This is a genomic window from Hyalangium gracile (assembly GCF_020103725.1).
Lineage (GTDB): Bacteria > Myxococcota > Myxococcia > Myxococcales > Myxococcaceae > Hyalangium > Hyalangium gracile.
This window is the reverse complement of record NZ_JAHXBG010000014.1, coordinates 97,630-124,137: the sequence shown is the minus strand read 5'-3', so window position 1 is coordinate 124,137 and position 26,508 is coordinate 97,630. Positions and strand designations below refer to the sequence as shown.

16 protein-coding genes are annotated in these 26,508 nt (G+C 71.1%); 8 read left to right on the top strand and 8 right to left on the bottom strand.

Annotated features, from left to right (window positions below):
- Positions 1-15: 15 nt before the first annotated feature.
- On the top strand, positions 16-942 hold the full coding sequence (locus tag KY572_RS27150; RefSeq protein ID WP_224245884.1) for a metallophosphoesterase: 927 nt from the start codon (positions 16-18) through the stop codon (positions 940-942).
- A gap of 2 nt (positions 943-944) precedes the next feature.
- Here the strand turns inward: KY572_RS27150 and KY572_RS27145 are convergent, their stop codons facing one another.
- From KY572_RS27145 to KY572_RS27135, 3 genes are all read right to left on the bottom strand, one after another.
- Positions 945-4,526, bottom strand: coding sequence for a two-component regulator propeller domain-containing protein (locus tag KY572_RS27145; protein ID WP_224245883.1), 3,582 nt, complete (start codon positions 4,524-4,526; stop codon positions 945-947).
- Positions 4,527-4,760: 234 nt separating this feature from the next.
- Complete coding sequence (locus KY572_RS27140) at positions 4,761-6,068, bottom strand: DUF5011 domain-containing protein (protein WP_224245882.1); 1,308 nt, start codon at positions 6,066-6,068, stop codon at positions 4,761-4,763.
- 186 nt (positions 6,069-6,254) lie between these two features.
- A complete protein-coding gene (locus tag KY572_RS27135) occupies positions 6,255-7,082 on the bottom strand; it encodes a GNAT family N-acetyltransferase (RefSeq protein WP_224245881.1) in 828 nt (275 codons plus the stop codon).
- A 181-nt stretch (positions 7,083-7,263) separates the two neighbouring features.
- Between KY572_RS27135 and KY572_RS27130 the strand changes: the two genes are divergently transcribed.
- Positions 7,264-8,319, top strand: coding sequence for an ROK family protein (locus KY572_RS27130; protein WP_224245880.1), 1,056 nt, complete (start codon positions 7,264-7,266; stop codon positions 8,317-8,319).
- 17 nt (positions 8,320-8,336) lie between these two features.
- On the opposite strand, the gene KY572_RS27125 is transcribed toward KY572_RS27130, so the two are convergent.
- Positions 8,337-10,157 (bottom strand): ATP-binding protein, encoded by a 1,821-nt coding sequence (locus KY572_RS27125; RefSeq protein WP_224245879.1) that lies wholly within the window; start codon positions 10,155-10,157, stop codon positions 8,337-8,339.
- Positions 10,158-10,305: 148 nt separating this feature from the next.
- Positions 10,306-11,199, bottom strand: coding sequence for a phosphatase PAP2 family protein (locus KY572_RS27120; protein ID WP_224245878.1), 894 nt, complete (start codon positions 11,197-11,199; stop codon positions 10,306-10,308).
- A 40-nt stretch (positions 11,200-11,239) separates the two neighbouring features.
- Here KY572_RS27120 and KY572_RS27115 point away from each other — a divergent pair, with 40 nt between their 5' ends.
- From KY572_RS27115 to KY572_RS27095, 5 genes are all read left to right on the top strand, one after another.
- Positions 11,240-14,458: a PD-(D/E)XK nuclease family protein gene (locus tag KY572_RS27115; protein ID WP_224245877.1), complete on the top strand. Its 3,219-nt coding sequence runs from the start codon at positions 11,240-11,242 to the stop codon at positions 14,456-14,458.
- A complete protein-coding gene (locus tag KY572_RS27110; RefSeq protein WP_224245876.1) occupies positions 14,455-18,102 on the top strand; it encodes a UvrD-helicase domain-containing protein in 3,648 nt (1,215 codons plus the stop codon). Before KY572_RS27115 ends, KY572_RS27110 begins: the two co-directional genes overlap by 4 nt.
- Before the next feature lie 9 nt (positions 18,103-18,111).
- Complete coding sequence (locus KY572_RS27105; RefSeq protein ID WP_224245875.1) at positions 18,112-19,422, top strand: adenylosuccinate synthase; 1,311 nt, start codon at positions 18,112-18,114, stop codon at positions 19,420-19,422.
- A gap of 74 nt (positions 19,423-19,496) precedes the next feature.
- A complete protein-coding gene (locus KY572_RS27100; protein ID WP_224245874.1) occupies positions 19,497-20,858 on the top strand; it encodes a tetratricopeptide repeat protein in 1,362 nt (453 codons plus the stop codon).
- Positions 20,859-20,991: 133 nt separating this feature from the next.
- The gene (locus KY572_RS27095; RefSeq protein ID WP_407660002.1) at positions 20,992-21,357 is read left to right on the top strand and encodes a PH domain-containing protein; all 366 of its coding nucleotides are present in this window, start codon (positions 20,992-20,994) and stop codon (positions 21,355-21,357) included.
- Between the two features lie 4 nt (positions 21,358-21,361).
- Here KY572_RS27095 and KY572_RS27090 read toward each other — a convergent pair whose 3' ends face one another.
- Positions 21,362-22,219 (bottom strand): FHA domain-containing protein, encoded by an 858-nt coding sequence (locus KY572_RS27090; protein ID WP_224245872.1) that lies wholly within the window; start codon positions 22,217-22,219, stop codon positions 21,362-21,364.
- A 164-nt stretch (positions 22,220-22,383) separates the two neighbouring features.
- Between KY572_RS27090 and KY572_RS27085 the strand changes: the two genes are divergently transcribed.
- Entirely contained in the window at positions 22,384-23,589 is a 1,206-nt protein-coding gene (locus KY572_RS27085) for a carbohydrate-binding family 9-like protein (RefSeq protein WP_224245871.1), read from the top strand.
- A gap of 17 nt (positions 23,590-23,606) precedes the next feature.
- On the opposite strand, the gene KY572_RS27080 is transcribed toward KY572_RS27085, so the two are convergent.
- Together KY572_RS27080 and KY572_RS27075 are read right to left on the bottom strand one after the other, a co-directional pair.
- Positions 23,607-23,861, bottom strand: coding sequence for a hypothetical protein (locus tag KY572_RS27080; protein WP_224245870.1), 255 nt, complete (start codon positions 23,859-23,861; stop codon positions 23,607-23,609).
- Between the two features lie 4 nt (positions 23,862-23,865).
- The gene (locus KY572_RS27075; RefSeq protein ID WP_317987906.1) at positions 23,866-26,184 is read right to left on the bottom strand and encodes a DNA internalization-related competence protein ComEC/Rec2; all 2,319 of its coding nucleotides are present in this window, start codon (positions 26,182-26,184) and stop codon (positions 23,866-23,868) included.
- Positions 26,185-26,508: the final 324 nt, after the last annotated feature.

Below are 26,508 nucleotides of genomic sequence, written 5' to 3'. Positions count from 1 at the left end.
GTTCAAGGGCGGACGATGCCTCCAGAATCCCAGCTCGTGGTCGGCGTGGGAGACATCCATGGGCGCTTCCACCGGGTGGAGGCGTGGATGGATGCGCTGGAAGCGGCGCGCGGTAGGCCCGTGGATCTGGTGCTGGCGGTGGGGGACGTGGAGGCCTTCCGGCGCGCGGATGACCACCGGCGCAAGGCGGCCAAGCGCGCCATGCCGGCCGAGTTCGCCGAGTACGCGGACGGGCTGAAGCGGATGAAGCGGCCGCTGTACTTCATTGGCGGCAACAACGAGGACTTCGAGGCGCTGCACGACACGCCCGAGGGCTGCGAGCTGGCGCCCAACGTGCACTACCTGGGGCGTGCGGGGCTGCGGCAGGTGAAGGGGCTGCGCATCGCCTACCTGTCGGGCATCCACGCGCCGCGCTTCTTCGAGCAGCCGCTGAAGCGGCCGGCGTCGTTGGACACGGCGAAGCAGGCCGGCTACTTCCGCGCGCCCGAGGTGGAGAAGATCTCCGGTGTCCGGGACGTGGACATCCTGCTGGTGCACGAGTGGCCGCGCGGAATCGTCCAGCGCGCCCGGGACGAGGGGCTGTCCACCGGCAGGCCCCTGCCGTCCTACTGGATTGGCAACCCCATCACGCGGCGGCTGGTGGACACCCTCCGGCCGCGCTGGGTGCTGTGTGGGCACTCGCACAAGGGGTTCGCGGTGACGCTGGGAGGCGAGGGCCACCGTCCGGTGTCCCGCATCGCCTGTCTGGATCAGGCCGCCCGCCCGGACGAGGCGGTGTTCTGGCTGGAGTACGAGGGCCGGGAGCCCGTGCGCGCCGGCTGGGGCCTGTCCGGCGAGGTGGCGTGGAAGGCCGGGGAGCAGTGGTCCCTGCTGCGCCTGCCGGCCGTCCGCCCCGCGGGGGCCGAGCAGGACGGTGAGATGGAGGAGATGGAGCCGGGCTGAGCTCAGGCCGCGGGGTGCGCTCGCTGGATGAGCAGCTCGCGGATGCGGGTGCGCAGCGCCTCGGGCTCGAAGGGCTTCTCCAGGCAGGGCAGGTGCGTGCGATCCAGGAACGCGCGCGCGCCCTCGGTGAAGGCGACGCCGGTCAGGAAGACCAGGCACTCGGCCAGCCGGGGCATCTCGCGGACCAGCGTGTCGTACAGCTCCATGCCCGTCATGTCCGGCATCATCAGATCGCAGAGGATGAGCTCGAAGTGCTCTCCGGCTCGGAGCCGCTCCAGGGCCTGGCGCGCGCTGGTGAAGGGCACTACCTCGTGCTCGGGCGCGAGCGTGCGCGAGAGGGCGGTGAGGATGAGGGGCTCGTTGTCGATGACCATCAGCCGGCTCATCGGCCCGGAGGGCGAGCTCGTGGACCCGGGCTCGGTGGAAGGGACGCCCAGCAGGTGCCGGGGCGCCGGAGGCAGGCAGACCTCGAACGTGGTGCCGCGTCCCAGCTCGCTGCGCACGCGGATCTCTCCGCCCATGTCGTGGACGTACGAGTGACAGAGGGCGAGCCCCAGCCCGGTGCCCACGCCCACCGGCTTGGTGGTGAAGAAGGGCTCGAAGATGCGGGGGAGGACTTCGGGAGGGATGCCCTGGCCGGTGTCGCTCACCGCCACCACCGCATGGCCGCGCTCGTCCTTCCGGGTGGTGACGCGGATCTCGTGCCGATCCACCTGGCCTTGGGGCAGGGCCTGGGCGGCGTTGATCAGCAGGTTGAGGAACACCTGGCCCAGCTGGGTCTCGTCCCCAAGCACGATGGGCGGCGTGCCGTAGTCCTTCACCCTGCGGGCGCGGTGGCGGATCTCCACGTCCGCCATGGTGATCGCCAGATCCAGCACCGTGTGCAGCTCCACGGGCTTCAGCTGCCGCGGCTTCGCGCGGGAGAACGTCTTGAGATCCTGGATGATGCGGCGCATGCGCTCGGTGCCCTGCAGCGTGTCCGAGAGCGCCTGCTGCACCTCCTTCCAGCGCGGGGGATCCGCGGCCTGCACGCCGGAGTCGCGCACCTCCCCGGCCACGAAGTGGAGGTTGGAGATGATGAAGGCCAGGGGGTTGTTGAGCTCGTGCCCCACGCCCGCGGCCAGGGTGCCCACCGCCGCCATCTTCTCCGCGTGGACGAGCTGCTCGCGGGTGGACTGCAGCTCCTGGAGCCGGACCTGCAGGTCGGCATTGACGGTGGCCAGCTCGGCGGTGCGCTGATCGACGCGGGCCTGCAGCTCCTGCTCGCGCCCGCGGGCCTGGTGCAGGCGCAGCCACACGCCGCCGGCCACCAGCAGCACGGCGAGCAGCGCGCACGCCACCCGGAACGCCCACGTCTGGTGGAGGCGGGGCTTCAGGTAGAACGTCAGCTCCGCGCCGGGGGCGGCGCCTCCGCCGTCCAGGTACTCGGCGGCCACGCGGAACCGGTAGCTGCCGGGCGGCAGGCGCGTGTAGTAGGCCTCGCGCCGGGGGCCGGCCTGCACCCAGTCCGTGTCCACGCCCTCCAGCTGGTAGCGGAAGTGGAGCTGCTGCGGAGCGCGCAGGCCAGCGGAGGTGTAGTGGAACTCGACCTTGCCCTCGCCTCGGGGGATGTGGTCCAGCTCCGAGCGGGGGATGGTCCGGTCGTCCACCCGGAGCTCCTCGATGGTCACGGGAGGTGGGGGCGCACGCGTGGCCTCGGGGCCCGGCGTGTAGGCCACGGCGCCTCGGATGGTGGGGAACCAGAGCCGGCCGTTGTGGTCCCTCCACCCTGCGGGAGAGCCGAGCGCGTTGCACTCCTCCGAGCGCATCCCATCCTCCGCGCCGTAGACGCGGGCGGTGACGCGCGGGAGGCGGCCGTCGGCCACGGCCTCCAGGTCCTTCACGGCCACGCGGGAGATGCCCTTGTTGCTGCTCATCCACAGGTGGCCGCGCTCATCGGGGAGGATCTGGAAGATGCGGTTGTCGAAGAGCCCCTCCGCCACCGAGAAGCGGTGGACGTGGCCGTCCTTCCACCGGAAGAGGCCGTCGTTGGTGCCTGCCCAGAGCGTGCCGGCCTCGTCCTCGTGGAGCGCCATGATGCGGCTGTTCAGCTGACCGCCCTCGGGTGCCAGCACGGTGCTCTGCCCGTCACGGAGGCGGGCCAGTCCGCCGCCGTTGGTGCCCACCCAGAGGCCGCCCCGCGCGCTGGCGAGCAGCGCGGAGAGGTTCTGGCCGGGCAGGCCTCCGCGCGGAGTGAACGGCTCGAAGCGCTCTCCGGTCCAGCGGGTGAGCCCGGTCGGAGTGCCCACCCAGAGCGTGCCCTGGGTGTCCACGTCGAGCAGGTAGGCCCGCGTGTCGCTCAGCCCCTGGGCGGTGCCATAGGAGGTGAACCTGCCGGCCTGCCAGCGGCTGAGCCCGTCCCGCGTCCCGAGCCAGACGCTGCCGTCGGGGCCCTCCGCGATGGCGCGGACGCGGTCCAGGATGAGCCCGTCCCGCTCCGACCAGGACGTCATCTTCCCGTCGCGCAGGCGGGTGACGCCGCCGCCCACCATGCCGAACCAGATGCTGCCGTCCCGCGTCTCGCGGATGGTCAGCACCATCTCGCTCGCCAGGCCCTCCGGAGCCCCGTAGGAGGTGAAGGGCGCATCCTTGAGCCGATGCAGGCCCCGGGCATCGGTGCCGATCCAGAGGTTGCCCTCGGCGTCCTCGAGCAGATCGCTCACCTGGTCGCCCGCCAGCGAGTTCTTCGAGTCCAGCACCGAGCGCCGACCGCCGGCCAGTCGGACCACTCCCAGCCCCAGGCTGCCGACCCAGAGGCTGCCCGCGCGGTCCACCAAAATCGAGACGACCGGCGCCCCCGGAATGCTCGCCTCGGGCACCCGCCGCATGCTCCCACCCTCGAGGCGATAGACGTCGCCCTTCTCGGTGCCGGCCCAGAGCGTGCCGTCCGGGGCCCGCATCAGCGACTGCACCGACACTCGCTCCTGGCCCTCGAAGGAGATGGGGGCCTCCCAGCTCCTTCCATTCCACCGCTGCAGTCCGCTGTCGCTGCCCGCCCAGATGGCGCCCGCCGCGTCATCGGCGAGCGCGACGACCTTGTCGCTGCCAAGCCCGTCGGCGGCTCTCCAGGTCTGGAACCGGCCCTGGAACATCCGCGAGACGCCGAAGCCGTAGGTGGCGATCCAGAGGCTTCCGTCCCGTGCCGCCAGCAGATCCCGGGGCTCGGCCAGGAGCGTCCCGGGAGGTGGCACGACCGGGAAGAAGGCGCCCTGGCGCCAGCCCGCGATGCCCTCGGTCATTGCGATCCACAGCGTGCCGTCCGGGCCCGTCGTCAGCCCGCGGACCGAGCGGCCGGGGAGGGCCGGGGTGTTCGTCTTGTCGTAGGTGGTGAAGCGCACTCCGTCGAAGCGCACCAGGCCTTCCCAGGTGCCGCCCCAGAGGTAGCCATCCGGTGTCTGCGCCAGGTTCAGGACGCTGTTCTGGGGCAGCCCGTCCGCCGTCTGCCATGCGCGGTGGGGGAACTGGATCAGGGCTTTGTCCGGGTCCAGCGCCGAGGCCTCCCAGGCCAGGCCGAGCCCGAGCACGAGCGCCGCGAGCCACCGCACGCGCAGGAGCGCACCCCGCGAGGCCCGCTCCGGACGGGAGGGGCTCGGGGCGGGGCGAGGTGGGCGGACATGGCGGCGGGCCGGGGCCATGTCCCGCAGCGGGACACCGAGGGCTGGATCAAGTCAATGGGCTCGGCTCCCCACATGCCTTCCACGCGAAAACAGAAGGGCCGGGCGGCCCTCGTTGGCTCGCCCGGCCCCGTGCTGTTCAAGTGCCGCGGTGCGGCGGGCCGACTACCAGGGGCAGTTGACCACTTCCACCGTGCGGGTGAGCGGCGCGGCGCTGTTGCCGCCGCTGTCCGTCAGCGTGTAGGTGACCGTGTAGACACCCTCGACCCAGGCGTTCGGGAAGCCCGTCCAGTGGACCTCGGGGGTGATGTCGCCGTAGCAGGTGTCGAAGGCGGCCCAACCCGGATCCACCCACTGCGAGCCGCACTGGTGGACCATGTGCGTGGGGCCCTTGAGCGTGAGCGTGGGCGCCTTGGTGTCGTTCACCGTCACGTTGCGGATGGCGCTGACCGTCTTACCCATGGCGTCCCAGGCGATGTACTGCACGTAGTAGAGGCCCTCGGCGCAGGTGGCCGGCCCGGGGCCGTACGCGTCATGGCCCGAGTTGTAGTAGTGCACCGTGATGGGCGCGCAGGTGGCGTCGAACGCCTCGGCGCCCGGATCCACCCAGGTCGTCTCGCCGCACTCCAGCACCATGTCCAGGCTGCCGTTGGCCAGCAGGGTGGGCTCGCCGGAGGGGTTCGGCGTGCACGCGGCGGAGCTGTAGTTGGCCGTGGAGGTGTTGGCGTTCAGGTTCGGGTTGCCGCACACCTGGCTGTTCACGCACGCCAGCGCCGGGTGGCTGCAGGAGCCGTCGGTGTGGCACACGTCCGAGGTGCACGGATCGCCGTCCTCGCAGTCCGCCGAGGTGCTGCAGGCGGTGTCCACCACCTCGCCGTTGAGCACCACCTTCGCGCTCTGCAGGTGGTTCTCGATGCAGCAGTCATCCACCTGGGTGATGACCACGCGGTTGTTCTCGCCCGACTTCACGTAGGCCGCCAGGTTGGCGGTGCCCGAGCCGCCCAGGTACACGTAGCTGCCGGGGATGACGAGGCCGCCGGGGTGCGCCGAGTTGTAGATCGTCACCCGCGAGCCGTCGTCCATGCCGTTGAAGGTGATGGTGAACGTCGTCACCGCCACGTTCGAGGGCACGTTCACGAAGGTCTGGAAGTAGGTGAAGTCGCCGTAGCCCATGCAGGTATTCGGCGCCTGACACACACGCGAGGGGTAGACGGAAAATGCGATCGTCTCGCCGTTGGGCGCGGCCACCCAGTCCGGATCCGAGGCGGCCGGGACGCTGGCCACGTCGTACTCGCAGATGTCACCGTGCCGCGAGGGCGAGCAGTTGAACTTGAGCAGGCCCAGCGGGTTGGAGGCCGTCACCTCGTTCCCGTTGTGCATCTGCCAGGGAGTGCGGCTCTGCGCGAGCGCTGGCAGTGCGCTCAGTGCAACGACAGCCCCGACTACGCCACCAAGCACCTTCTTGTTGATCATCGACAACCCCCGAGCAGGCCAGCAGGCCGGTGGCTTCTGCGCTGGTTGGGCACATCCTCAGCAGCAAAAGTGGAGATCACTGTACGGGAGGCGTTTGGTAGGACTCAAGGGGAGTCCCTGAGAATCTGCTTTTCCCAGTCTTCGAGAGCGGGCTCAGGGCTGTGGCCCTGCTCCCCACATGGCCGCCTAGCTGGACGGGGTGAGGCCCTCGCCGTGCAGCACCAGGCAGACGCGGGAGTAGGCCATGAAGAAGCCCAGGCGCGCCGCGTTCCGCTCGGTAGGAATGCCTGGCCCCGAGATGATGACGGCCAGCCGACTGCCTCGCTCCAGCCCTCGCTCCAGCCGCGCGACGATGAGCGCCTGCTGGATGCCTCGCCCGCGAAAGGCCGGCTTCACCGAGGTGCCGAACAGGGCCGTGACGCCGTCACTGGACTCGCAGCCTCCGGCGCCGACGGCCTCGCCACGGATGCGCGCCACATACGCGTCCTGCACCGGCCTTCGCACGGCCTTGATGCCGAGCTCCAGGAACTCGGTGGGCAGTGGCTCTCCCTCGGCGAGGAAGCCGCTCTCGGAGACCTCGACGTACTCCCGGACCGCGGCGTCGTCTCGGGGATCGACGCGCTCGACCGTGACCTCCTTCGGCCAGCCCCGGGGCAGGCTCGCCCGGAGCGCCTCGCCGGCGGAGAGCGGCCGGGCGAGGACGTTGCCGAACCGCTGGAGCGCGAACCCGCGCCGGTCGAGCCCTTCGAGCACGGAGGCCTGCACGAAGGGGCTGAGCTCCACCCGGGGCTCCACGCCGCGCGAGGTGAAGAACTCGACGAGCTCATCCAGCTCGTCATCCGCGATGGCCCGCCCGAGCCCGAACCCGCAGGCCTTGTTCACGTAGGAGCCCTTGCCTCCGAAGGCCAGCCAGCCCTCGGCGAAGGGGTGTGACTCCCGCGCCAGCTCCGCCGCGGCCCTGGCCTGCTTGCTCTCCACGAGGCGGGCGATCTCGATGAAGCTCAGGTTGCTCATGATGGGTCCTCTTCAATCCAGGCGGGGCGAGGTCAGGCATCTGACAGCCGGCGGTGGACAGCGAGGGCTCACCGCCCCGAGCGCCTCGGGGGGCAGGTTAACGTCGCGGCGGCCCGGGACGCAGTGCTGATTGGGGGCCTGTCGCCCGGAGCGCTCGGGCCACGGCGAGGAGAGAGACCTGATGCGAGGCGGCGGCAGGAAGCAGGTGTTTGGAGGGCTCGATCTGGGCGGGACGAAGATCCAGGCCGTGGTGCTGGACGAGGAGGGCAACGTGGTGAGCCAGGCCCGCCGCGTCACTCCGCAGAAGGGAGGCCCTCCGGCCATCGTCGACGCGCTGTTCGGCACGCTGCAGGACGCGGCGAAGATGCTGAAGCTGGAGCCCTCGGCCCTGGCGGGAGTGGGGGTGGGAGCACCGGGCGCGGTGGATCCGGTGGCGGGCGTGCTGCTGCAGGCGGGCAATCTCCCCGGCTGGGACGGGCCCTATCCGCTGGCCGAGGCGCTCTCGAAGCAGGTGAAGGTGCCGGTGTTCCTGGGCAATGACGTGCAGGTGGCGGTGGCGGCCGAGGCGCGGCTGGGAGCAGGGCGGGCGTACCGCTCGCTGCTGGGGGTGTGGTGGGGGACGGGCGTGGGCGGCGGCCTCTTCCTGGACGGCAGGCGCTGGACGGGGCGTGGCGCGGCGGGGGAGATCGGCCACATCGTCGTGCGCCGGGGAGGCGCGCGCTGCTCCTGTGGCCGGCGGGGCTGCATGGAGGCGTATGCGGGACGGGGGGCGATGGAGCGCAAGGCGCGCAAGGCCGTCAGCCGTGGCGAGAAGACGAAGCTGTTCGAGCTGATGGAGACGCACGGCAAGGAGCGGCTCACCAGCGGCATCTGGATGCGGGCGCTGAAGCAGGAGGACGGTCTGGCCGAGCGCCTCATCGCCCGGGCTGTCCGGATGCTGGGGGCGGGGATCGCCTCGGCGGTGAACCTGATCGACGTGGAGGCGGTGATCATCGGCGGAGGGCTGGGCACGCGGCTGGGCCAGCCCTATGTGGAGCGCATCTCCCAGGCGATGCACCCCCACCTCTTCGTGTCCCAGCGGCCCCCGGACGTGCGGCTCTCGGAGCTGGGCGAGCTGTCGGGGGCCATCGGCGCGGCGCTGCTCGCCGAGCCCGCGGCGGAGCAGCTCGCCTCGAGACACGCCTCACGCGAGGCGAGTCGCGAGGGGGCTCGTGGTGCGACGCGCTCCTCGGACTGAGACGCGGTCCCCGGGGCTCAGCGCCCCGTGTCTCGCATGGGGAGCTCGAGCGTGAAGGTGGCGCCCTGTCCCGGACCGGGGCTGGAGCAGGTGAGCTGCCCCTTCATCTCCATGGCGGACAGGGCGCTGATGTGCAGGCCGAAGCCGTGGCCCTGCTTCTTCGTCGTGAAGCCCTGGGAGAACATGCGGGGCATGTGCTCCGGGGCGATGCCCCTGCCGTTGTCGGTCACCTGGATGCGCAGGGCTTCGCCTTCCGAGACGGGGTGGACGGAGATGCGCAGGCGCTTGTCCTGGACATCGCTGGCCATCAAGGCATCTCGGGCGTTGCTGAGCAGGTTGACGAGGATCTGCAGCAGCCGGTGCCGATCGACGAGGAGGGAGGGCGTGTCGGCGTAGTCGCGCTCGATCTGGATGTTCAGGCGCTCGAAGGAGGAGGCATGCAGGCGCAGCGCCTCGTCGATGAGTTGCGGCACGGGCACCTCCTCCACGGCTCCGGCGATGCGCGCGTGCTTCTGCTGCATGCTGACGATGGACTTGATGTGGTCCACGCTGGTGCTCAGCGAGTGCATCTCCTGGAGCAGGGCGTCGTGCTCCTGCTGGAGCTGGGTGAAGAGGGCCGAGAGGTAGTCCGGCAGCTTCTGTCCTCGAGGATCCTCGGTGAGGAAGGAGGAGAGGTGGGCCGCGTGCTGCTGCATCAGGCTGGTCGCCCTGCCCAGGCCCGAGAGGCGGGACTTGCGCAGCAGATCGATGACGAGCGAGGTGGAGACGTTGACGCTGTTGAGGGTGTTGCCCACGTTGTGGAGCACGCCGGTGGCGATCTCGGCCATGCCCGCCTGGCGGGAGACATCGACCAGCGTCCGGTGCAGCTCTCCCAGGCGGGCCTCGGCCTGCTTCCTCGACGTGATGTCGCGGGCGAAGATCGTCATGCCGGTGATGCGGCCGCCCGTGCCGTGCGAGGGATTGACGCTGACGTCGAACGTGAGCACGGTCTCGTTGCGCGCGTAGGGCTCCTCGTAGCGTTGGCGCTGTCCTGCCAGCGCGAGGGCCAGACGCGGCATCCAGGTGGCGCGCAGCTGAGGATTCGACTCGGAGAAGAAGGGCTCTCCCAAGGTGGGCTCGCGGCCCTGGGCTCGGACGAAGGCCTGCTTCATCGCGGAGTTGAGCGCGAGCAGCCGCCCCTCGGTGTCGAGCGAGGCCACCAGATCGTCGGTGCTCTCGATGAGGCTGCTGAGCTTTTCCTCGCTGTCGCGGAGGGTCGTCAGCGCCTGCTCGAGAGACGTCTGCGCCGCGTCTCGGGAGGCGCTGTGGAGCGAGTCCAGCGCCCACGCGCCGATGAAGGAGATGACGGCGAGCACATAGAGGGGCCAGAAGAACGGGCTCGGAACTCCGAGAGGGCCCGCGCGGACATGGGCCTGGTAGAGGGGGTAGAGCACGCCGCTGCTGATGCAGATGATGAGGGTGGGGACGAAGCCCCGGCGAGGCCCCAGCAGGTACACGGAGAGCGCGGGCACCAGCATGTGCGTGGCGTGCGTGCCGATCTGGGGGAGATCCTCCGTGGAGAAGATGATGACGGTGCTGCCGAACGCCATCGTCGTGCACAGGAGCATGGCGGGCAGCGTGTGCGTGGTGACGCGCCGGAGAAGCACCAGGGCCGCCACATAGCCCAGGCTGACACCCCCCACGGCGAGCGTGAACCGCGAGAGCGGGAACATCACGACCACCACGAGGCTGAACAGGAGCACCAGGGCGCAGGCCCCGGCCAGCACCCGGTAGCGTGCGAGCTCCGAGGGGGAGCCCTGGCGCAGCTCCTTCGAGAGCAGCGAGTCCAGCCGAGCCACGAACCATTCGATCAGCCGTGAGCGTGGGGGGGGAGGGCTGGGAGCTTCAGGGGGCGGTGGTCTGACTTCGGGAACGACAGTGCTGGTCATGAAGCCCTGCCTCCCTGCGGCGCGGTCTGGCTCCGAGCAATGTGTCCCGCGAGGACGGCTAGAAGCGGCCCGAGATCACCGCGCCGCGAGGCCCTCCCGATACACGGAGGGAGACCGCGCCCGGGGCCTCGTCCACGCGCCCGTGCAGGAGCAGTGGAACCGCGAGGCCGAACGCCGTGCCCAGCACCGCGCCCGTGGCCACGTCGGTGAGGTAGTGCTTGTCCGCCGCCATGCGTAGCAGGCCCACGCTGGTGGCCAGGGGCAGGCCCGCCACCCAGATCCACATGCGGTGCTTGTAGCCGCGTAGCTCGGCCACCGTGCCTGCGGAGACCACGAGCGCGAAGGCCAGGTTCGTGTGCCCGCTATAGAAGGAGAGGTTGTTGTCGTCCGGATGGGCCGTGAGGAGCTTCTGGTCCTCGGGCAGCACGTGGACGAAGGGGCGCTCGCGGCCGACGATGAACTTCACCGTCTGGTTGAGCACGGCCGACAGCACGGCCGTCTCGACGATGATGCCCGCATCCTGGAAGAAGACGCTCCGGGGCGCTCCGTTCCCCTGAACGAGCGCGTACTGCGCCCCCAGCACCCCCACGGGCAGCAGCCCGAAGTCCACGATGTTGCTCCAGGTGTCCGCGCGCTTGCGCTGGACCTCCGTGGTGCCGGCGAGGCCTCGCCCCCACTTGTCCAGCCCGTTGAGCGTGTCCGTGCCGTCCGCGCTCCGGTCACACCAGCGGCACGGCTCCGGAGCCAGCTGCTCCTTGAAGAGGGCCTCGCTGCTTATCCAGAGGACCGCACCCACACCGGTGATGACACTGTCGCGGGTCCAGTCGAACCGGAGGTTCCGGACGACGGGAGCTCCCTCGGCCGCTGGGAGAGCAGCCGGAGGCACGGGAGATGCAGCGAGCAGGGTGGCGACCGCCAGGACACAGGGAGAGGGCAGCACGGAAGGAAGCATAAACTCCGGCACCTCGGACGTTCTACACTCCACCTACGGAATGTCGCGTCCCGGCCGCACCCTCCAGGTCTTCCCCGATGCAGAGCGTCGCCAGCAAGTGCTGCGCGCCGCACGGGAAAAGCGCGGCCTCGTGCTGGGCTCGGGTTGGCTGACGTGGGACGAGTTCGTCAACGCCCTGGGTGGAGCAGGCGAGCTCAATCGACGCCCCTGCTCGGCCCCCACCTGCCGCGTCCTCATGGCCTCGCTGGCGCAGGGCCTGGCGGACACGCCCTTCGGAGACTTCGTCAGCGAGCCGGCCTTCGCGCGCGCCGCCCTGGAGCTCGTGCTCGACATGAAGGCCGGGCGGCTCACCCCGCGTGAACTGCAGGATGCCTCCGAGTCGCTCCCGCCAGAGCGTCGGGTCAAGGCGCGCGTGCTCGCGGGCCTGTACGACACGTATGAGCGCCGCATGGCCGAGCTGGGGCTCGCGGATCGCGAGGATGTGCTGCGCGGCTCGCGTGAGGCGCTCGGGCGCGGGCAGTGGCCGGCGGCCTGGGAGGACGTGCAGTCCATCGTCATCCACGGGGTGTATGACGTCCGCCCCTCCGGGCTGGGCCTGCTCCTCGCGCTGGCGATGGTGTGCGAGGCGCGGCGGATCTCCCTGCGCATGGAGACGCCGGTGGGGGGCTCCCCGGTGGCGGACGCGGCGCTGGCGGCGCTCTTCCGGGCCTTCGAGAGCCGCGGTGAGACCGTGGGCCACGTGGACCTCTTCAAGGCGGACCTCACCTTCGAGAAGCGCCCCCTGTCCGAGCTGGGGCGGCACCTCTTCTCGCCGCAGGTGAAGCGCGGGGCCCTGTCCGCCACGGCCGCGGGCACGCTGCGGATGTGGAGCGTGGGCACGGCCCAGGACGAGGCCCGGCAGCTGGCCCGGGACGTGCGCCGGCTCGTGACGGAGGGTGTCTCTCCGGGGCGCATCGCCGTCGCCTGGCGCGAGCCCGGGGCGGAGGCGCGGTGGCTGGCCGAGGCGCTCGAGGAGCTGGGGGTGCCGGTGCGCCTGCCGTGGGGCGAGCCGCTCGCGCTGACGGGGCCGGTCCGGCTGGCGCTCGATTTGCCGCTGCTCGTCGAGGATGCCTTCCCGGCCCGGCGGGTAGCGGAGGTGGTGGCCAGCCGCTACGCGCCCTCGCTGTCCCGAGGGGCTCCGGAGGCACCGGCGACGCTCTTCACGCTGGCCGCTATCCGGGACGATCGGCTCGGGGCCCAGAAGGGGCGCGGCGCGTACGACGTGCGGCTGGAGGCGCTGGCGCGGCGGATGGTGGTGGCCAAGGACGAGCATGCCCATGGCGTGCGCGTGCTGCGCGAGCGGTGCCTGAGGCTGATGGAGTGGTGCCGCCGCATCCCCGAGTCGGGGAGCGCGTTGGAGCTGCTCGGGGCCTGGTGGCGGGTGGTGAAGCAGCTCGGGCTGCAGGACACGGAAGGTCCGCTGGAGCCTCGCGTGGAGGGCTCGCTGAGCGCGCATGCGCTGGAGGCTCGGGCCCGGGACGATGCCGCGCGTCACGCGCTGCGACTCCGGGTGGGAGAGCTGGAGCGGGCGTTGAGGAGGGTAGGGGGAGGCCCGAGGATGTCGCGCCGCATCTTCGGACGCTGGCTGGCGGACGCGATGCGGGACACGTACCTGCCGGCCCGTGGGCCGGACTCGGGCGCCGTGGAGGTGCTCGATGTCCGCGAGCTGCCCGGCAGGACGTTCGACTACCTCTTCCTCGCGGGCATGACGGAGGGGCGCTTGCCTGGCCACGAGGAGCCGAACCCGCTGCTCGGAGATGCCGACCGCGCCGAGCTCAACAAGCGCCTGGGGCGGGAGGCCTTCCGCCTCACCGGTGGCGAGTTCGAGGACCGGTCTCCGTGGCGGCTCACCGAGGACCGGCTGCTCTTCGCGAGCGCGCTCGTGGCGGCCGAGCGGCAGGTGAGCCTGTCCTACGCGGTGGCGGGCGTGGGTGGGCAGGAGCAGGTGCCCTCCGCGTTCCTGGAGGAGGTGCGGCGGCTCACGGGCATGACGTGGGAGGCGCGCTCGCTGATGGCGGTGCCTCCGCTGGACGACGTGCTCACGGAGGCCGAGCTCCGGCAGCGGGTGGCGCTGGAGACGATGGCGCCCGCGCGGCTGCGCGTCACCGAGCCGGATGTGGCGGGAGCGATTCTCCGGCGGCGCTTCGAGAGCGAGGAGTGGTTCTCCGCCGCGAAGGAGCTGGCGCACGTGGAGTACGAGCGCCTGCACTTCTTCAGCAACCCGTCGTCCCGAGTGGGGCCCTACACGGGCGAGGTGGATGGTCCGGGGCTGCGGGAGGCGTTGCGAGAGACGTTCCGCTTCGACATCACGAAGCCGCTGTCGGCCTCGGCGCTGGCGCGCTTCGGCAACTGCGGCTTCCAGGGCTTCCTCACGTACGGGCTGAAGGTGGCCGAGCCGGAGTCTCCAGGCGAGGAGTTCGACGCGCGGGGACGCGGGACGTTCTGGCACCGCGTGGTGGAGGAGGTCTTCAAGAAGCTCCGAGAGCAGGGGCTGCTGGGCAAGGGGCTGGAGGAGATCCCCGAGGAGCTGCTGAAGAAGGCGCTCGATGAGGCGGTGCACTCCTTCGAGGAGCGCTACCACGTGGGGCACCCGGTGCTCTGGCAGCTGGCGAAGGAGCGCGCGCGCGCCATGGTGAGGCGCATCCTGGCGGACGAGCGGCGCGGCCTGCCCTTCGAGCAGTACATGCCCGAGGGCTTCGAGCTGAAGTTCGGCCCCGGCGCGGACGAGGATCCATGGCAGGACGTGTTCCTCTACGCGGGCAAGGAGGCCATCTACTTCGAGGGGAAGATCGACCGGCTGGACAAGGGCGCGGGTGACGTGGGCGTCATCGACTACAAGTCGGGCCGGCTGGACAAGCGGGCGCTGCGTGAGCGGCTGCTGTCCTCGGACTTCCAGCTCCCGCTCTACCTGTACGCGGCGCGCGCCAGCGGCCACAAGGAGGCGCGGAACGCGGCCTGGTTCTCGCTGCGCACGGGGACGACGATCAGCCTGACGGAGGTGCTGTCCGAGGCCGAGGTCGAGGGCATGTTGTCCACGGATCCGGTGGTGCGCTCGAAGCTGGCGGAGGAGGGCGGGCTCAACCTGGCCAACGCGGTGGAGGGGCTGGTGCAGGCGACGCGTGAGGGGAGGTTCGGCATGCGTCCGAAGGACTGTGGCGGGTGCGGCTATCGCGCGGTGTGCCGCATCTCGGAGCGGAGGGTGGTGGAGGAGATCGCATGAGTGCGGTGTCGCCCCTGGCGCTGGAGCGCAACCTCGCGCTCATGGCGGGCGCCGGAGCGGGCAAGACGTACAGCCTGGTGACGATGGTGCTGCACCTGTTCGCGGGAGCGCGCGAGGCGGCCGCGCCGCTCAAGCCCTCGCGGCTGTGCATGCTCACGTTCACGGACAAGGCCGCCGCGGAGATGCGCGCGCGGACGCGCTCCCGTCTCGATGCGCTGGCGCAGGGCGAGGCCCAGGAGCCGGAGCTGCGCGCCTCGCTGGAGCGGCTCGGGCGGCCGTTCCCCTCGCAGGACATGTGGCGCGCGCTGCGCGAGGAGCTGGGCGCGGCCACGGTGGGCACCTTCCACTCGCTCTGTGGCCAGCTCCTGCGTCGCGCCCCACCAGGGCTGGGCATCGATCCCGCCTTCGAGGTGCTCGATGAGCTGGAGGCGCTCGGGCTGGTGCTGGATGTGTGCGAGCGCGTGGTGCTGGATGCCCTGGAGGCCGAGGATGCGAATGTCCGCGAGCTGTGCCAGGAGCTGACGTTCTCGGGCACGGGGTTCTCGGATGGCCTCGTGGCCTCGCTGCGGCAGGTCTACGCGAAACTGCGCGAGGAAGGCCTGCGCGCGGCCTCCGCCGCCCTCTCGAATCCGGAGGAGGCCCGCGCGGAGCTGGAGGCGCTCTTCCAGGAGGGGCTGCGGCACTGCGCGGCGGCACGCGAGCTGGATGCCAAGGGCGAGTGGAGCCGCCTGCGCGCCGCCTGCGAGCGGGCGCTGGAGGGCATGACGCCGGAGAACCTCTTCGAGGCGGATCGGCTGCCCTCGCTCAAGGCCGCGTTCCTGGCGGACGGCCGCAACTTCGCGAGGCTGAGCAAGGGCGCCGCCGGGCCCATCCGCTCGCTGTACTGGCTGGTGTTCGGCAAGAGCGACGGCTCGGTGCTGCGGCTGGAGGATGGGTACGCCGCGTGGAGGACCGCGCCCTTCGAGGCCACCTTCCGCGAGCTGCTCGGCCGGGTGGAGGCGCGCCACGAGACCGAGTTCGCCCGCCGCAACGTCTTCGACTTCACGGCCCTGCTGGTGAAGGCGAGGGATCTGCTGCGCGACCACCCGGGCTTCCGCCGCCAGGTGCAGGAGCGCATGGGCGCGCTGCTCGTGGACGAGTTCCAGGACACCAACCGCCTGCAGCTCGAGCTGGTGCTCCTGCTCGCGGAGCGGCGCGAGGGCGGCCCCCGGACGGTGCGTCCGGACGAGGAGCTCCGGGCCGTGCTCCCGCTGGAGCCCGCGTTCCTGTGCGCGGTGGGTGACCGGAAGCAGTCCATCTACGAGTTCCGCGGCGCGGACGTCTCCGTCTTCACGCTGCTGGCGAACAAGCTCGAGTCCGAGGGCGGAGCGAAGGACTTCCTCCGCCACAACCGCCGCTCGGTGCCGGCGCTGCTGGACTTCTTCAACCGCGCCTTCGCGGGCGTGCTGGTGACGAGCCAGCCGCCTCGGCCCTACGAGGTGGAGTACGTCCCGGCGGAGGATGATCTCTCGCCGGTGCGGCGCTCCGTCTCGGAGGAGGCCGCGGTGGAGCGGCTGGTCCTGGGGGAGGCGGAGTCCACGGCGGAGGCGCGCAACAAGGATGCGGATGCGGTGGCCCGGCGCCTGCGGGTGATGCTCGCTCCGGGCGCGGCGCCCAGCGTGATGGACGAGGATGGACAGCGCCTGCGCCCGGCTCGGGGTGGGGAGGTGGCCATCCTCCTGCGAACCTTCACCCACCTCGAGGTGTATCGGCAGGCGCTCATCCGTCACGGCGTTCCCCACCGGGTGCTGCGCGGGCGCGGCTTCTACGGCGCGCAGGAGGTGCTGGATCTGGCCTCGCTGCTGGCCCTGCTGTCGGACTCGGAGGACACGCTGGCCTTGACCGCCGTGCTGCGCTCGCCGCTGGTGGGCCTGTCGGACGCGTCGCTCTTCCGGCTGGCCCGGCACGACGAGAAGCACGGGCTGACGCTGGCGGGGGTGGTGCGGCAGGATCTGGCCGCCTGCGAGCTTCCTCCCCGGGAGCGGGTCCGGCTGGAGCGCTTCCTCGCGGCACTGCCTTCGTTGAAGCGCGAGCGGGATCGGCTCGGCGTGCGCGCCTTGCTCCAGGTGGCGCTGGAGGTGACGGGCTATCGCGAGGCCATGGCGGGCACGCCCTACGCGGAGCAGGCCAGCGCCAACATCGACAAGCTGCTGGCGCTCGCGGGCCGGCGCGATGAGCGCGGGACGGGCGGGTGCACGGCGTTCGCTCGGGAGCTGCGGATGCTGGCCGACTCGGATCCCACCGAGGCCCAGGCGGACCTGCTGGACGCGGGAGATCCTCGCGCGGTGCAGATCCTCACCATCCACCGCGCCAAGGGGCTCGAGTGGCCGGTGGTGGTGGTGCCCGCGCTCGGAGGCAAGCGCCGCTCCACGAGCGCTCGCGCCCACTTCGAGCGCACCCACGGGCTCGCGCTGCGGCCCTGGCTCCCGGACCGGCTGGAGGACTTCCGCTCGCGGCGCTTCGAGCAGGTGAAGGAGGAGCTCAAGTCCCGGGAGTTCGCCGAGTACCGCCGCCTCCTCTATGTGGCGCTCACCCGAGCCAGGGATCTGCTCATCCTCTCCGGCTCGGCGGAGCGGGGGGCCTCGGACTCCTGGTGGCACATGCTCGACGAGCGGCTGGGCGTGGACGCCGCGCTCCGGGAGCGGGTGCTGGACGTGGACGTGGAGGCGTTCCCTCCGCCCGCGGATCCGATGCCTCCGAGCGCGGAGGAGCTCGTGGAGGCGGAGGAGCGCGTGGAGGCCGCCGTGCAGCGTGTCCGCGGCCGGGAGTTCCTGCCCGAGCCGGAGGAAGCCGTCGCCTCGGCCGCCGCGCTCCAGGACTTCATGGCGTGCCCCCGGCGCTACCGCTACGTGCACCAGCTCGGGCTGTGCGGCCCTCGGCCGTGGGAGCTGCCCGCGCGGGCCATGCCGCCCTGGGTGGAGCCCGAGTCCTGGCTGGAGACCCGAGGCTCCGCGCAGCTCGTCCCGCTGCTGCTCCGGGATGTGGATCTGCGCGTGGCGGAGGCCCCCGCGACGGAGCGGCGCGCGCACCTGGAGAAGCTGCTGCGGAACATGGGGCGGATGCCCGACGAAGAGGGCATGGAGGAGGCCCTGGGGATGGTGGAGCGCTTCCTCGCCTCTGCGTTCGCCCGCGGGCTGGCCTCGAGTCCGGCCGCGAACATCCACCGGGAGCTGTCCTTCGTGCTGGAGCTGCCCGCGGGGGCAGGCAAGGGTCGCACGGCGGTCAGCGGAGAGCTGGACCTGTTGTGGGAGACGCCCGAAGGGGAGGCCTGGGTAGTGGCCTGGAGGCCGGGGAAGCGTCACCCCCTGGGCGTGGCCTCCGCCGCGCATGAGCTGGTGGTCCACGGGCTCGCGGCCAGGCGCCTGGTGCGCGAGGGCGTGACCGTACGGGTAGGAATCGTCTTCCTCGGTGAGCCCGCCCCGGAGCCGGAGTTCCTCACTGTTCCCGGAGGGCTGGAGGAGCCCACCGGGCGGCTGGGAGAGGCCGTGCGAGCCCTCGTCCAGGGCGATCTGCGGAGGGAGTGGCCGGGGCGGGAGAGGCCAACCTGCCAGGCACTGCATTGTGGCTTCGCGGAACACTGTCACGCCTCCCCCGGTGCGTGCTAAGGCGACGCCATGCCGAACGTCGTCGTGGTGGGAGCGCAGTGGGGAGATGAGGGCAAGGGCAAGGTCGTCGACCTGCTCACCGAGCATGCCCAGGTCGTGGTGCGTTTTCAGGGCGGCAACAACGCCGGCCATACCCTGGTGGTGGGGGGCCAGAAGACCGTCCTGCACCTGATTCCCTCGGGCATCCTGCATCCGGGGAAGACCTGCGTCATCGGCAATGGCGTGGTGGTGGACCCGGCGGTGCTCGTCGGGGAGATCGACGCGCTGAAGACGCGGGGCTTCCTCAAGGATGACTCGCACCTGCTCATCTCGGACAACGCACACGTCATCTTCCCGTGGCACAAGCTGCTGGACTCGTTCCGTGAGAAGGCCCGAGGCGGCAGCGCCATCGGCACCACGGGCCGGGGCATCGGCCCGGCGTACGAGGACAAGGTGGCCCGGCGGGGCATCCGCGTGAGGGATCTGCTCCAGCCCGAGCGCCTGCGGAAGCGCATCGACGAGCGGCTGCCCGTGGCGCTCGAGGAGCTGCGCGAGCTGTGCCGGCAGGCCAACGAGCCGGTGCCCACGCTGGAGGCCGCCAAGCTCGTCTCCGACTTCTCCGCGCTGGGCGAGCGCCTGCGGCCCCACGTGGGGGACGCCTCGCTCTTCCTGGCCGGGCAGGTGGCTCGCGGCGCGCGCATCCTCTTCGAGGGCGCCCAGGGCACGCTGCTGGACGTGGATCACGGCACCTACCCGTACGTCACCAGCTCCAACTGCGTGGCGGGCAACGCGGCGGTGGGCTCGGGGCTGGGGCCCACGACGATCGACCGGGTGATGGGCATCAGCAAGGCCTACACCACGCGCGTGGGCGGCGGCCCGTTCCCCACCGAGCTCACCGACGCGCTGGGCGACCAGCTGCGCAAGGTGGGAGACGAGTACGGCGCCACCACGGGCCGCCCGCGGCGCTGTGGTTGGCTGGACGGCGTGGTGCTGCGCTACGCGGTGCGCGTCAACGGCCTGAGCAGCCTGGCCCTGACGAAGATGGACGTGCTCTCGGGGATCAAGTCGCTCCAGCTCTGCAACGCCTATGAGCTGGATGGCCAGCGCGTCACCGAGCTGCCGGGCGACTACGAGGACCTGGCCCGCGTCAAGCCCGTCTACGAGACGCTGCCGGGCTGGGACGAGAAGCTCGCCGGGGTGCGCACCTTCGACGAGCTGCCGGAGAACGCCAAGCGCTACGTCCGCCGCGTGGAGGAGATCAGCGGCGTGCCGGTGACGTGCATCTCCGTGGGCGCGGACCGGGGCGAGACGGTCCTGCTGCAGAACCCCTTCCGCAGCTGAGGCGCGGGAAGCCCCTCGCGCGCCGAGGGGGTTTTCTGCTACGGCACTCCCCAGTGACTCGTCCGGGAGCTGCCATGGTGGTTCGCTGCATCCTCATCGGTCTCACTGCCGCGCTCCTGGGGGCGGCGACGCCGTCCGCTCCAGCGCAGGCGGCCTTCGAGCGCGGCGAGAAGGCGCTGGCGGCGAACAAGCTGGATGACGCCGCCGCGGCCTACCGCAAGGCCCTGGAGGCCACCCCGAACTGGGCTCCGGCGCTCAACGGGCTGGGCAGCGCGCTCTTCAAGAAGGGCCAGTCCGTCGAGGCCATCGCCCTCTTCAAGTCCGCCACCGAGGCCGACCCGGAGCTCAAGCTGGCCTGGTTCAACCTCGGCTATGCCGCGCGCAAGTCCGGGGACTACGCCACCGCGGCGCGGGCCTACGAGCGCTACACCCAGCTCGATCCGAATGATCCGGATGGCTTCTACGGGCTCGGGGAGAGCCTCCGGCAGCTCGGCCAGTCCGCCCCGGCCATCGCCGCCTACGAGACCTATATCGCCAAGGAGAAGCGGCCCAGCGAGCAGAAGTGGGTGGCCAGGGCTCGCGAGCAGGTCGCCTCCCTGCGCGCCCCCGCTGGCGCTCCGCCCGCTGCTGCCACCCCCGCGCCTGTCACCTCCGCCGCGTCCACCCTGGCTCCCGCCCCCGTGGCTCCAGCCACCTCCAATGTGGGGACACTGTCCCCGGGAGGCACGCCCCACTCGACGCTCTCCATCACCCGCGTCCGGGATGGAGACGCGCTGATGAAGGAGCGTCGGTACCGCGAGGCGACCTTCGCCTACCTGGATGCCACGCACGCGGATCCTGGCAACGTGGAGGCGCTGTTCAAGCTGGGCAACGCGCTGGCGGTGCTCGGGTACTACTCGCAGGCCGTGGAGCGCTGGAACCGCGTGGCGCAGCTCACCCCGGACGCCACCATCCGCCAGAGCGCGCTGGACAACGTGGCCAAGGCGCAGGGCCGCATCGCGCAGCAGGGGGGCTCTCCGCAGGCGCAGGGGGTGGCCCCGGGCTTCGGGCCGCTGGCGGACACCACGCGCGCCCAGGCCCGTCGCGCCTACGAGCAGGGCGTCCAGCGCATCCATGCCCGCGACTACGCCGGCGCGCTGCAGAGCCTTACGCAGACGATCCTGCTCGAGCCGACGCTGGCGGTGGCCTACACGGCGCGGGGCAGCGCCTACATCGGCCTGCGCCGCTTTGCCGAGGCCGCCGTGGACTACGACTACGCGCTGCGTCTGGCCCCGGACTCGGCGTCACCCCTGTACGGGCTCGGAGAGTCCTACCGGATGCTCGGCCGCAACGCCGAGGCGCGCGCCTATTACCAGCGCTACGCCACGTCTACCGCCAAGGACGTGAGGCCGGAGCTCCAGGCCGAGGCTCGCCAGAATGCCGAGCGACTGCGGTGAATATGCAGTCCGTATTCCCTGCGGATGGCTGGCGGATGTCACACCCCCGCCTTAGCTTGTCTGCATGGACGGGCGCACTTCGAAAGCGGGCAGCCGGCAGATCTTTCGTCCTCGACGGGTCCTCGCGGCATTGATGGCCGCCGCGGGTGTGCTCTGGGTGACGGTCCTGGTGTACCTGCTGCGCTTCGACGACGTCCCCGTCAAGACGTTCCTGGCGGTGATCTTCTTCGTGGTCTTCTTCGCGGTGTCGCTGACGTACTACGCGCGCACCCGCATCGTGGTGGACGCGCGAGGCATCACCTACCGCGGCATGGTGCGCACGCGGCGCTACACCTTCGAGGACATCCGCAAGGTGGATGTGCTGCCGGGGCCAGTGACGGTGTACGCCATCCGGGACACCGGCGGCGGGTTCGTCCACTTCACCAGCTTCTTCCAGCACCACCGCAGGCTCGCGGCGCTGCTCGTGGAGCGCGCCGGGCTCCGGCCGATGACCTCGTGAGCCCTCAGCTCAGCAGGGCGTAGGTGATGAGGACCCCACCGAGGGCCGTCGCCACGCCCAGCCCGATGAACCACCCCTCCGCGCGGGACTTCACCCGAGCCGGCTCCACTGGCGAGGGCAGGGCCGCGTCCTGAGCCTCGGAAGGGGGCGGGGTGGACTCGGAGGGAGCAGCAGGCGCGGCAGGCTCGGGAGCAGGCGCCGCAGGCTCCTCCACCGCGGCCTGGAAGCGCAGGAGCGTCTTCCCCAGCTCGATGACATCGCCCTCGGCGAGCGGCGCGGTGGCCTGGAGCCGCCGGCCGTTGAGGTAGACGCCATTGGGGCTGTCCAGGTCCACGAGCGTGAACGCGGAGCCCTCGCGGAGGATGCGGGCGTGAGAGCGGGACACGGCGCGATCCCTCAGGCGGAAGTCCACCTGGGTGCCCCGGCCGATGTCCGTCTTCGCCTCGGCCAGCGGGAAGGTGCGGCCCACGTCCAGGCCGGTGAGGCAGGTGAGGGTGGGGGCGCGGGAGGGGAGCTCGCCAGCCTGCTCGGTGAGCAGGTGCTTGAGCACGGCCACGGTCCCCACGCCGCGAGTCCCGCCATCAGGCGGCTGGAGGACCTTGAGGCGCATCTCCTCAGGCAACCCCACCACCTCTCCCGGGAGCACCAGCCGAGGCACTCCCGGGGGAACGAGCACGTCGTTCACGGTGAAGGTCCGCGCCGCCTCCACGGTCAGGCGGGAACCTTCGATGCGCAGCGTCAGGAAGCCCGGGGGCAGGGCTTCCAGCCTCACCTGATCCTCGGGGCCGCCCCCAAGCAGGTGCTGGCCTTCCGCGAGCTCGAACGGCGTCGTCGTCCCCAGGTGCTCGAATTCGAAGTGCATGCGCGGACGTAGAGCAACCGCGATGCCGAATCCCGCCTCTGCGGTTTTCAAGGGCAGAGGACCGCGCAGCTCCCGCCCCTCCTCCGCGGACAGTCCACGTCCGTGGACGGCCCGTCTCCATTCCGAGACTTTGCCGGGAGACCTCCCTAGGATTCGCCGCGCCGATGCGCCCCTTCCGCCCATTCGCCGTTGCGCTGTTGACGTTGACCCTGTCCCTCGTGGCCTGTCGGGACGAGCAGGCCGGCCCACGCCCACGCACCCAGCGCCTGCCTCCCGCCGAGCAGACGCAGCTGCGCACCCTGGACGCCGCGCCGGCCGAGCTCACGTACCGCAGCGGGGCCACGCTGGGAGGCGGCGCGGTGGTGTACCTGGGCTCGCGAGTCACTCCGGCGCAGGCCAAGGCCGGGCAGCCGGTGGTGCTGGCTCACTACTTCCAGGCGGTGCGCCCGCCGCCGCCGGACTTCCAGTTCTTCGTCCACATCATCGATCCGGCCAGCGGGCAGATGCTCATGAACGCGGACCACGAGTTCCAGGGTGGCGTGGCGCCACTCTCGGCCTGGCCGGTGGGCAAGGTGCTCGAGGACACGCACACCGTCCCGATGCCGGGCACGGAGGCGCGGGTGGTGCTCGGCTTCTGGCGAGGGGACGAGCGCCTTGCCGTGGACGACTCGCGCCACCAGGACGGCTCGAACCGGGTGCTGGGGCCAACGCTCGGCGCGGGGCCCGAGCTGCCCGAGTACAAGGCCCACCGCGCGAAGAAGGCGCCGGTGCTGGACGGGGTGCTCGACGACGAGGCGTGGAAGGAGGCCACGGCGGTGGTGCTGCAGGGCAGCTTCGACGGCCGGGCCGTCAACCTGCGCACCGAGGCGCGCCTGGCCTACGACGACGCGAACCTCTACGTCTCGTTCGACGCGGAGGACCCGGACATCTGGGGCACGCTGCTCAAGCGGGACGATCCCATCTACAACGAAGAGGTGGTGGAGGTGTTCCTCGACGCCAACGCGGATGGGCGGACCTACAACGAGCTGCAGGTCTCTCCGCACAACGTCATCTTCGACGCGTACTTCCCCGCGCGGCGCCAGGGCATGGACACGGGCTGGGACTCGGGGATGAAGACGGCGGTGAAGGTGCGCGGGACGCTCGACAACCCGTCGGACCGCGACGAGCGCTGGACGGTGGAGATGCAGATCCCCTTCGCGCGGCTGGCGGAGGTGCCGAACGTGGCGCCGAAGAAGGGCGACCGCTGGCGCTTCAACCTGTACCGGCTGGAGCACCTCAACCGGCGTGACGTGGAGGGCCAGGCCTTCTCCCCGCTCTTCGTGGGGGACTTCCACGCCCTGCCGCGCTTCGGCTGGCTCACCTTCGAGTAGCGAGCGGGCCGGGATGGCTACGCGTGGGGAGTGATCTCCCACGGAGCGTCCGCGACGGACCGTTCGGAGGGGTCGCCGAGGAAGCGGAGGAAGCCGCGCAGCTCGAGGGTATCGATGAGCTCTTCGGCTTCGAGCTCGGAGAAGCCCTTCATCCCCACGAGCATGTCCCGCATCAAGGATTTGCCACGGAGGTAGCCGACGGGCTCGGCGTGAGCAAACGCGGCCTTCAGGTCCTGGGTCAGCTGCCTTAGGTCAAGATCTTCCGAGATCATCCCTTCAAGGCTGGGGATGACGGGCGACAGGGGCAAGGGTGGGTTCAGAAGGCCCCTCCTCACGCGGCAGGTAGCCGTGCAGGCGGACGTCGCGGCCATCACTCTCAAGGGTGACGGCGCCGTCCAGATCCGTGCGGAAGCACTCCGTGCCGCGCTCCCGGTAGCGCTCGAAGATCTCCGGATGGGGAAAGCCGAACCGGTTGCGGCGCCCCACGCAGAAGACGACGTATCGGGGACGGGTCCGCTCCAGGAAAGGCTCGGTGGAGGACGTTCGAGAGCCATGGTGGGGCGCCTTGAGCACCGTCACGGGCCCCAGGCGATCGAGCAGCATCTCCTCACCGGCCTCCTCCACGTCTCCGGTGAGCAACACGGTGACGGCGCCATGGCGCACGAGCACCACGATGCTGCGATCGTTCACGCCCTCGAGCAGCTCGCGATCCTCGGGGAGGGGAGGGCCCAGCACCTCCAGGGTGGCCTCGCCCAGCGTGAAGGTGGGCCAGCCCACCTGGACCTCCTCGACCTTCGCACCCGCCGCCGCGGCGATGAGCTTCCGGGACAGGTCTCCCTCCGTGGTGCCCGCGGGCAGCCACAGTCGCTGCGTGGGGACCTGGCCCAGCGTGGAGATCATCCCCAGCGCATGGTCCGGGTGGGGATGGGACAGGACGGCGAGCTCCAGCCGATCGATGTGCTCGTGGTTCAGGAAGGGAAGGACGTAGCGGGTGCCCGTATCGGCGCCGCCGGGTGCACCGCCGCCGTCCACGAGCGCGTGATGGCCTCGCGAACTGAGGACCACGGAGTCCCCCTGCCCCACGGAGAGGAAGGTGATGCGCAGGGGCGCCTGGGGCGCGAACACCGGCACCAGCATGGCCGCCACCAGGGCCAGGGGCGCGAGCAGCCCACCGAGGCGCCAGCGTCCGACGCCGAGCCCCCAGGTCGCGAGGCCGATGGCAAACAGCGCCGTGAGCCAGGGCCCGAAGAGCGGCAGCTTCACCGTGGCGAACGGCACCGCGGCGAAGAAGCGGGTGAGGATCAGCAGCAGCTCGGATACCCAGGCACCGCCCCAAAGCACCGGAGTGGCCAGGAGCGGAGAGACCGTGAAGAGCGCCGCGCCGCCCGCGGCGAAGCCCGTGAGCAGCCCGCACAGGGGCAGGCACACGATGTTGGACACGAAGCCCGCGAGGCTCGCGCGCCCGAAGGAGCTGGCGACGAGGGGCACACTGGCCAGTGTCACGGCAGCGCTCGCGCAGAGCGTTTCGAGGATGGTCTCCCGTCCCTTGCCGAGCCAGCGCATCAGCAGCCGCTCCTCCTGGGGATCCGGCGGTGCGATGGGGAGGGCCGCCCGGAACGCGGGCGTGAGCAGCAGGAGGCTCAGCACGGCGAGGAAGGAGAGCTGCAGCGACAGGTCCACGACGCTGGAGGGGCTCCAGATGACGAGCACCAGGGCGGCGGTGGACAGGCTGTTGAGGCCATCGGCTCGCCGCCACAGCGCCAGACCCAGGAGCACCACGGTGGCCATCACCGCCGAGCGCACCGCCGGAGCCTGGTTGCCCGTGAAGACGACATAGGCCCAGACGAAGGGCACGGACGCGGGAGCCGCCACCCGGCGTGCCTCCAGCCCGCGAAAGCGCCCACCGCCGCGGACGAGCACCCGCCGCAGCAGCGCCAGCGTCATCAGCGCCAGCGCCGCCACGTGCAGCCCGCTCACGCTCAGGACATGCGCCAGCCCGCTGCGAGAGAACGCCTCCTCCAGCTCGTCATCGAGCGCGGCACGCTGCCCGGCGGCGAGCGTGAGGAAGAACGCCGCGGCATCCTCCGAGGGAGCCACGCGCCGCACCGCCGCCGAGAGCTCCGCCTGGGTTCGCGCGATGTACCGCTGCCACCCGGACGCGGAGGACAGCACCAGCACCCGCCCCGCCGTGATGCTGCCGGAGAAGGCAAACGCCTGCCGCTTGCGGATGGCCGTGAAGTTCTTCTCCCCCGGATTGCTGGGAGGCTCCAGGGGTTGGAGCTTCGCCTCCACCCGGACGCGTTGTCCGGGCAGGAGCAGCTCCGGCGAACCGCGCAGGTAGACACTGGCGCGGAAGCGCGCCTCCACCGTGGATTCCGCTTTCAGCCCGGCCCGCGCCACGGCGAGCTGCAGGCGCGTGGAATCCTCGAAATGATCCACTCTCTCGACTTCGCCCTCGAGCACGGCGGTGCCGCCGCGGACCAACTCCGGCGGTACATCCACCCGAGCCTCGAGCCCCGCGAGCCCGGCACCCGTCAGCCCCAGCGAGAGCAGCAGCGCCAGATGGGCACCAGGCAGGCGAGCGAGCGCCAGCACGGCCGCACTCAAGACAGCTGCGATGATCAGGAATTTCCCGCTGAGAGGGACGGTTCCCTCGGCGTGCGCGGCCGCGCCCAGCATCACGCCTAATGCAGGAAAGAAGAGAGGGCGCGCTCCAAGGTCGCGCCACAGATATCGATCCAACCCCACCCCGCCCGTCCTATCCCCGGCGTGCCACCCACAGCAGCGGGAAGCACGCATGAAATCCGACACGGTAGTTTGACGGTTCAGGGACGGTCAAGAACTCCCGGTGGGAAATGTTGCCGGGAGGTGTGGTTTGTGGTAGTAGTGCCGTGCTTCCGTAGGCCGGAGCCGGATCAT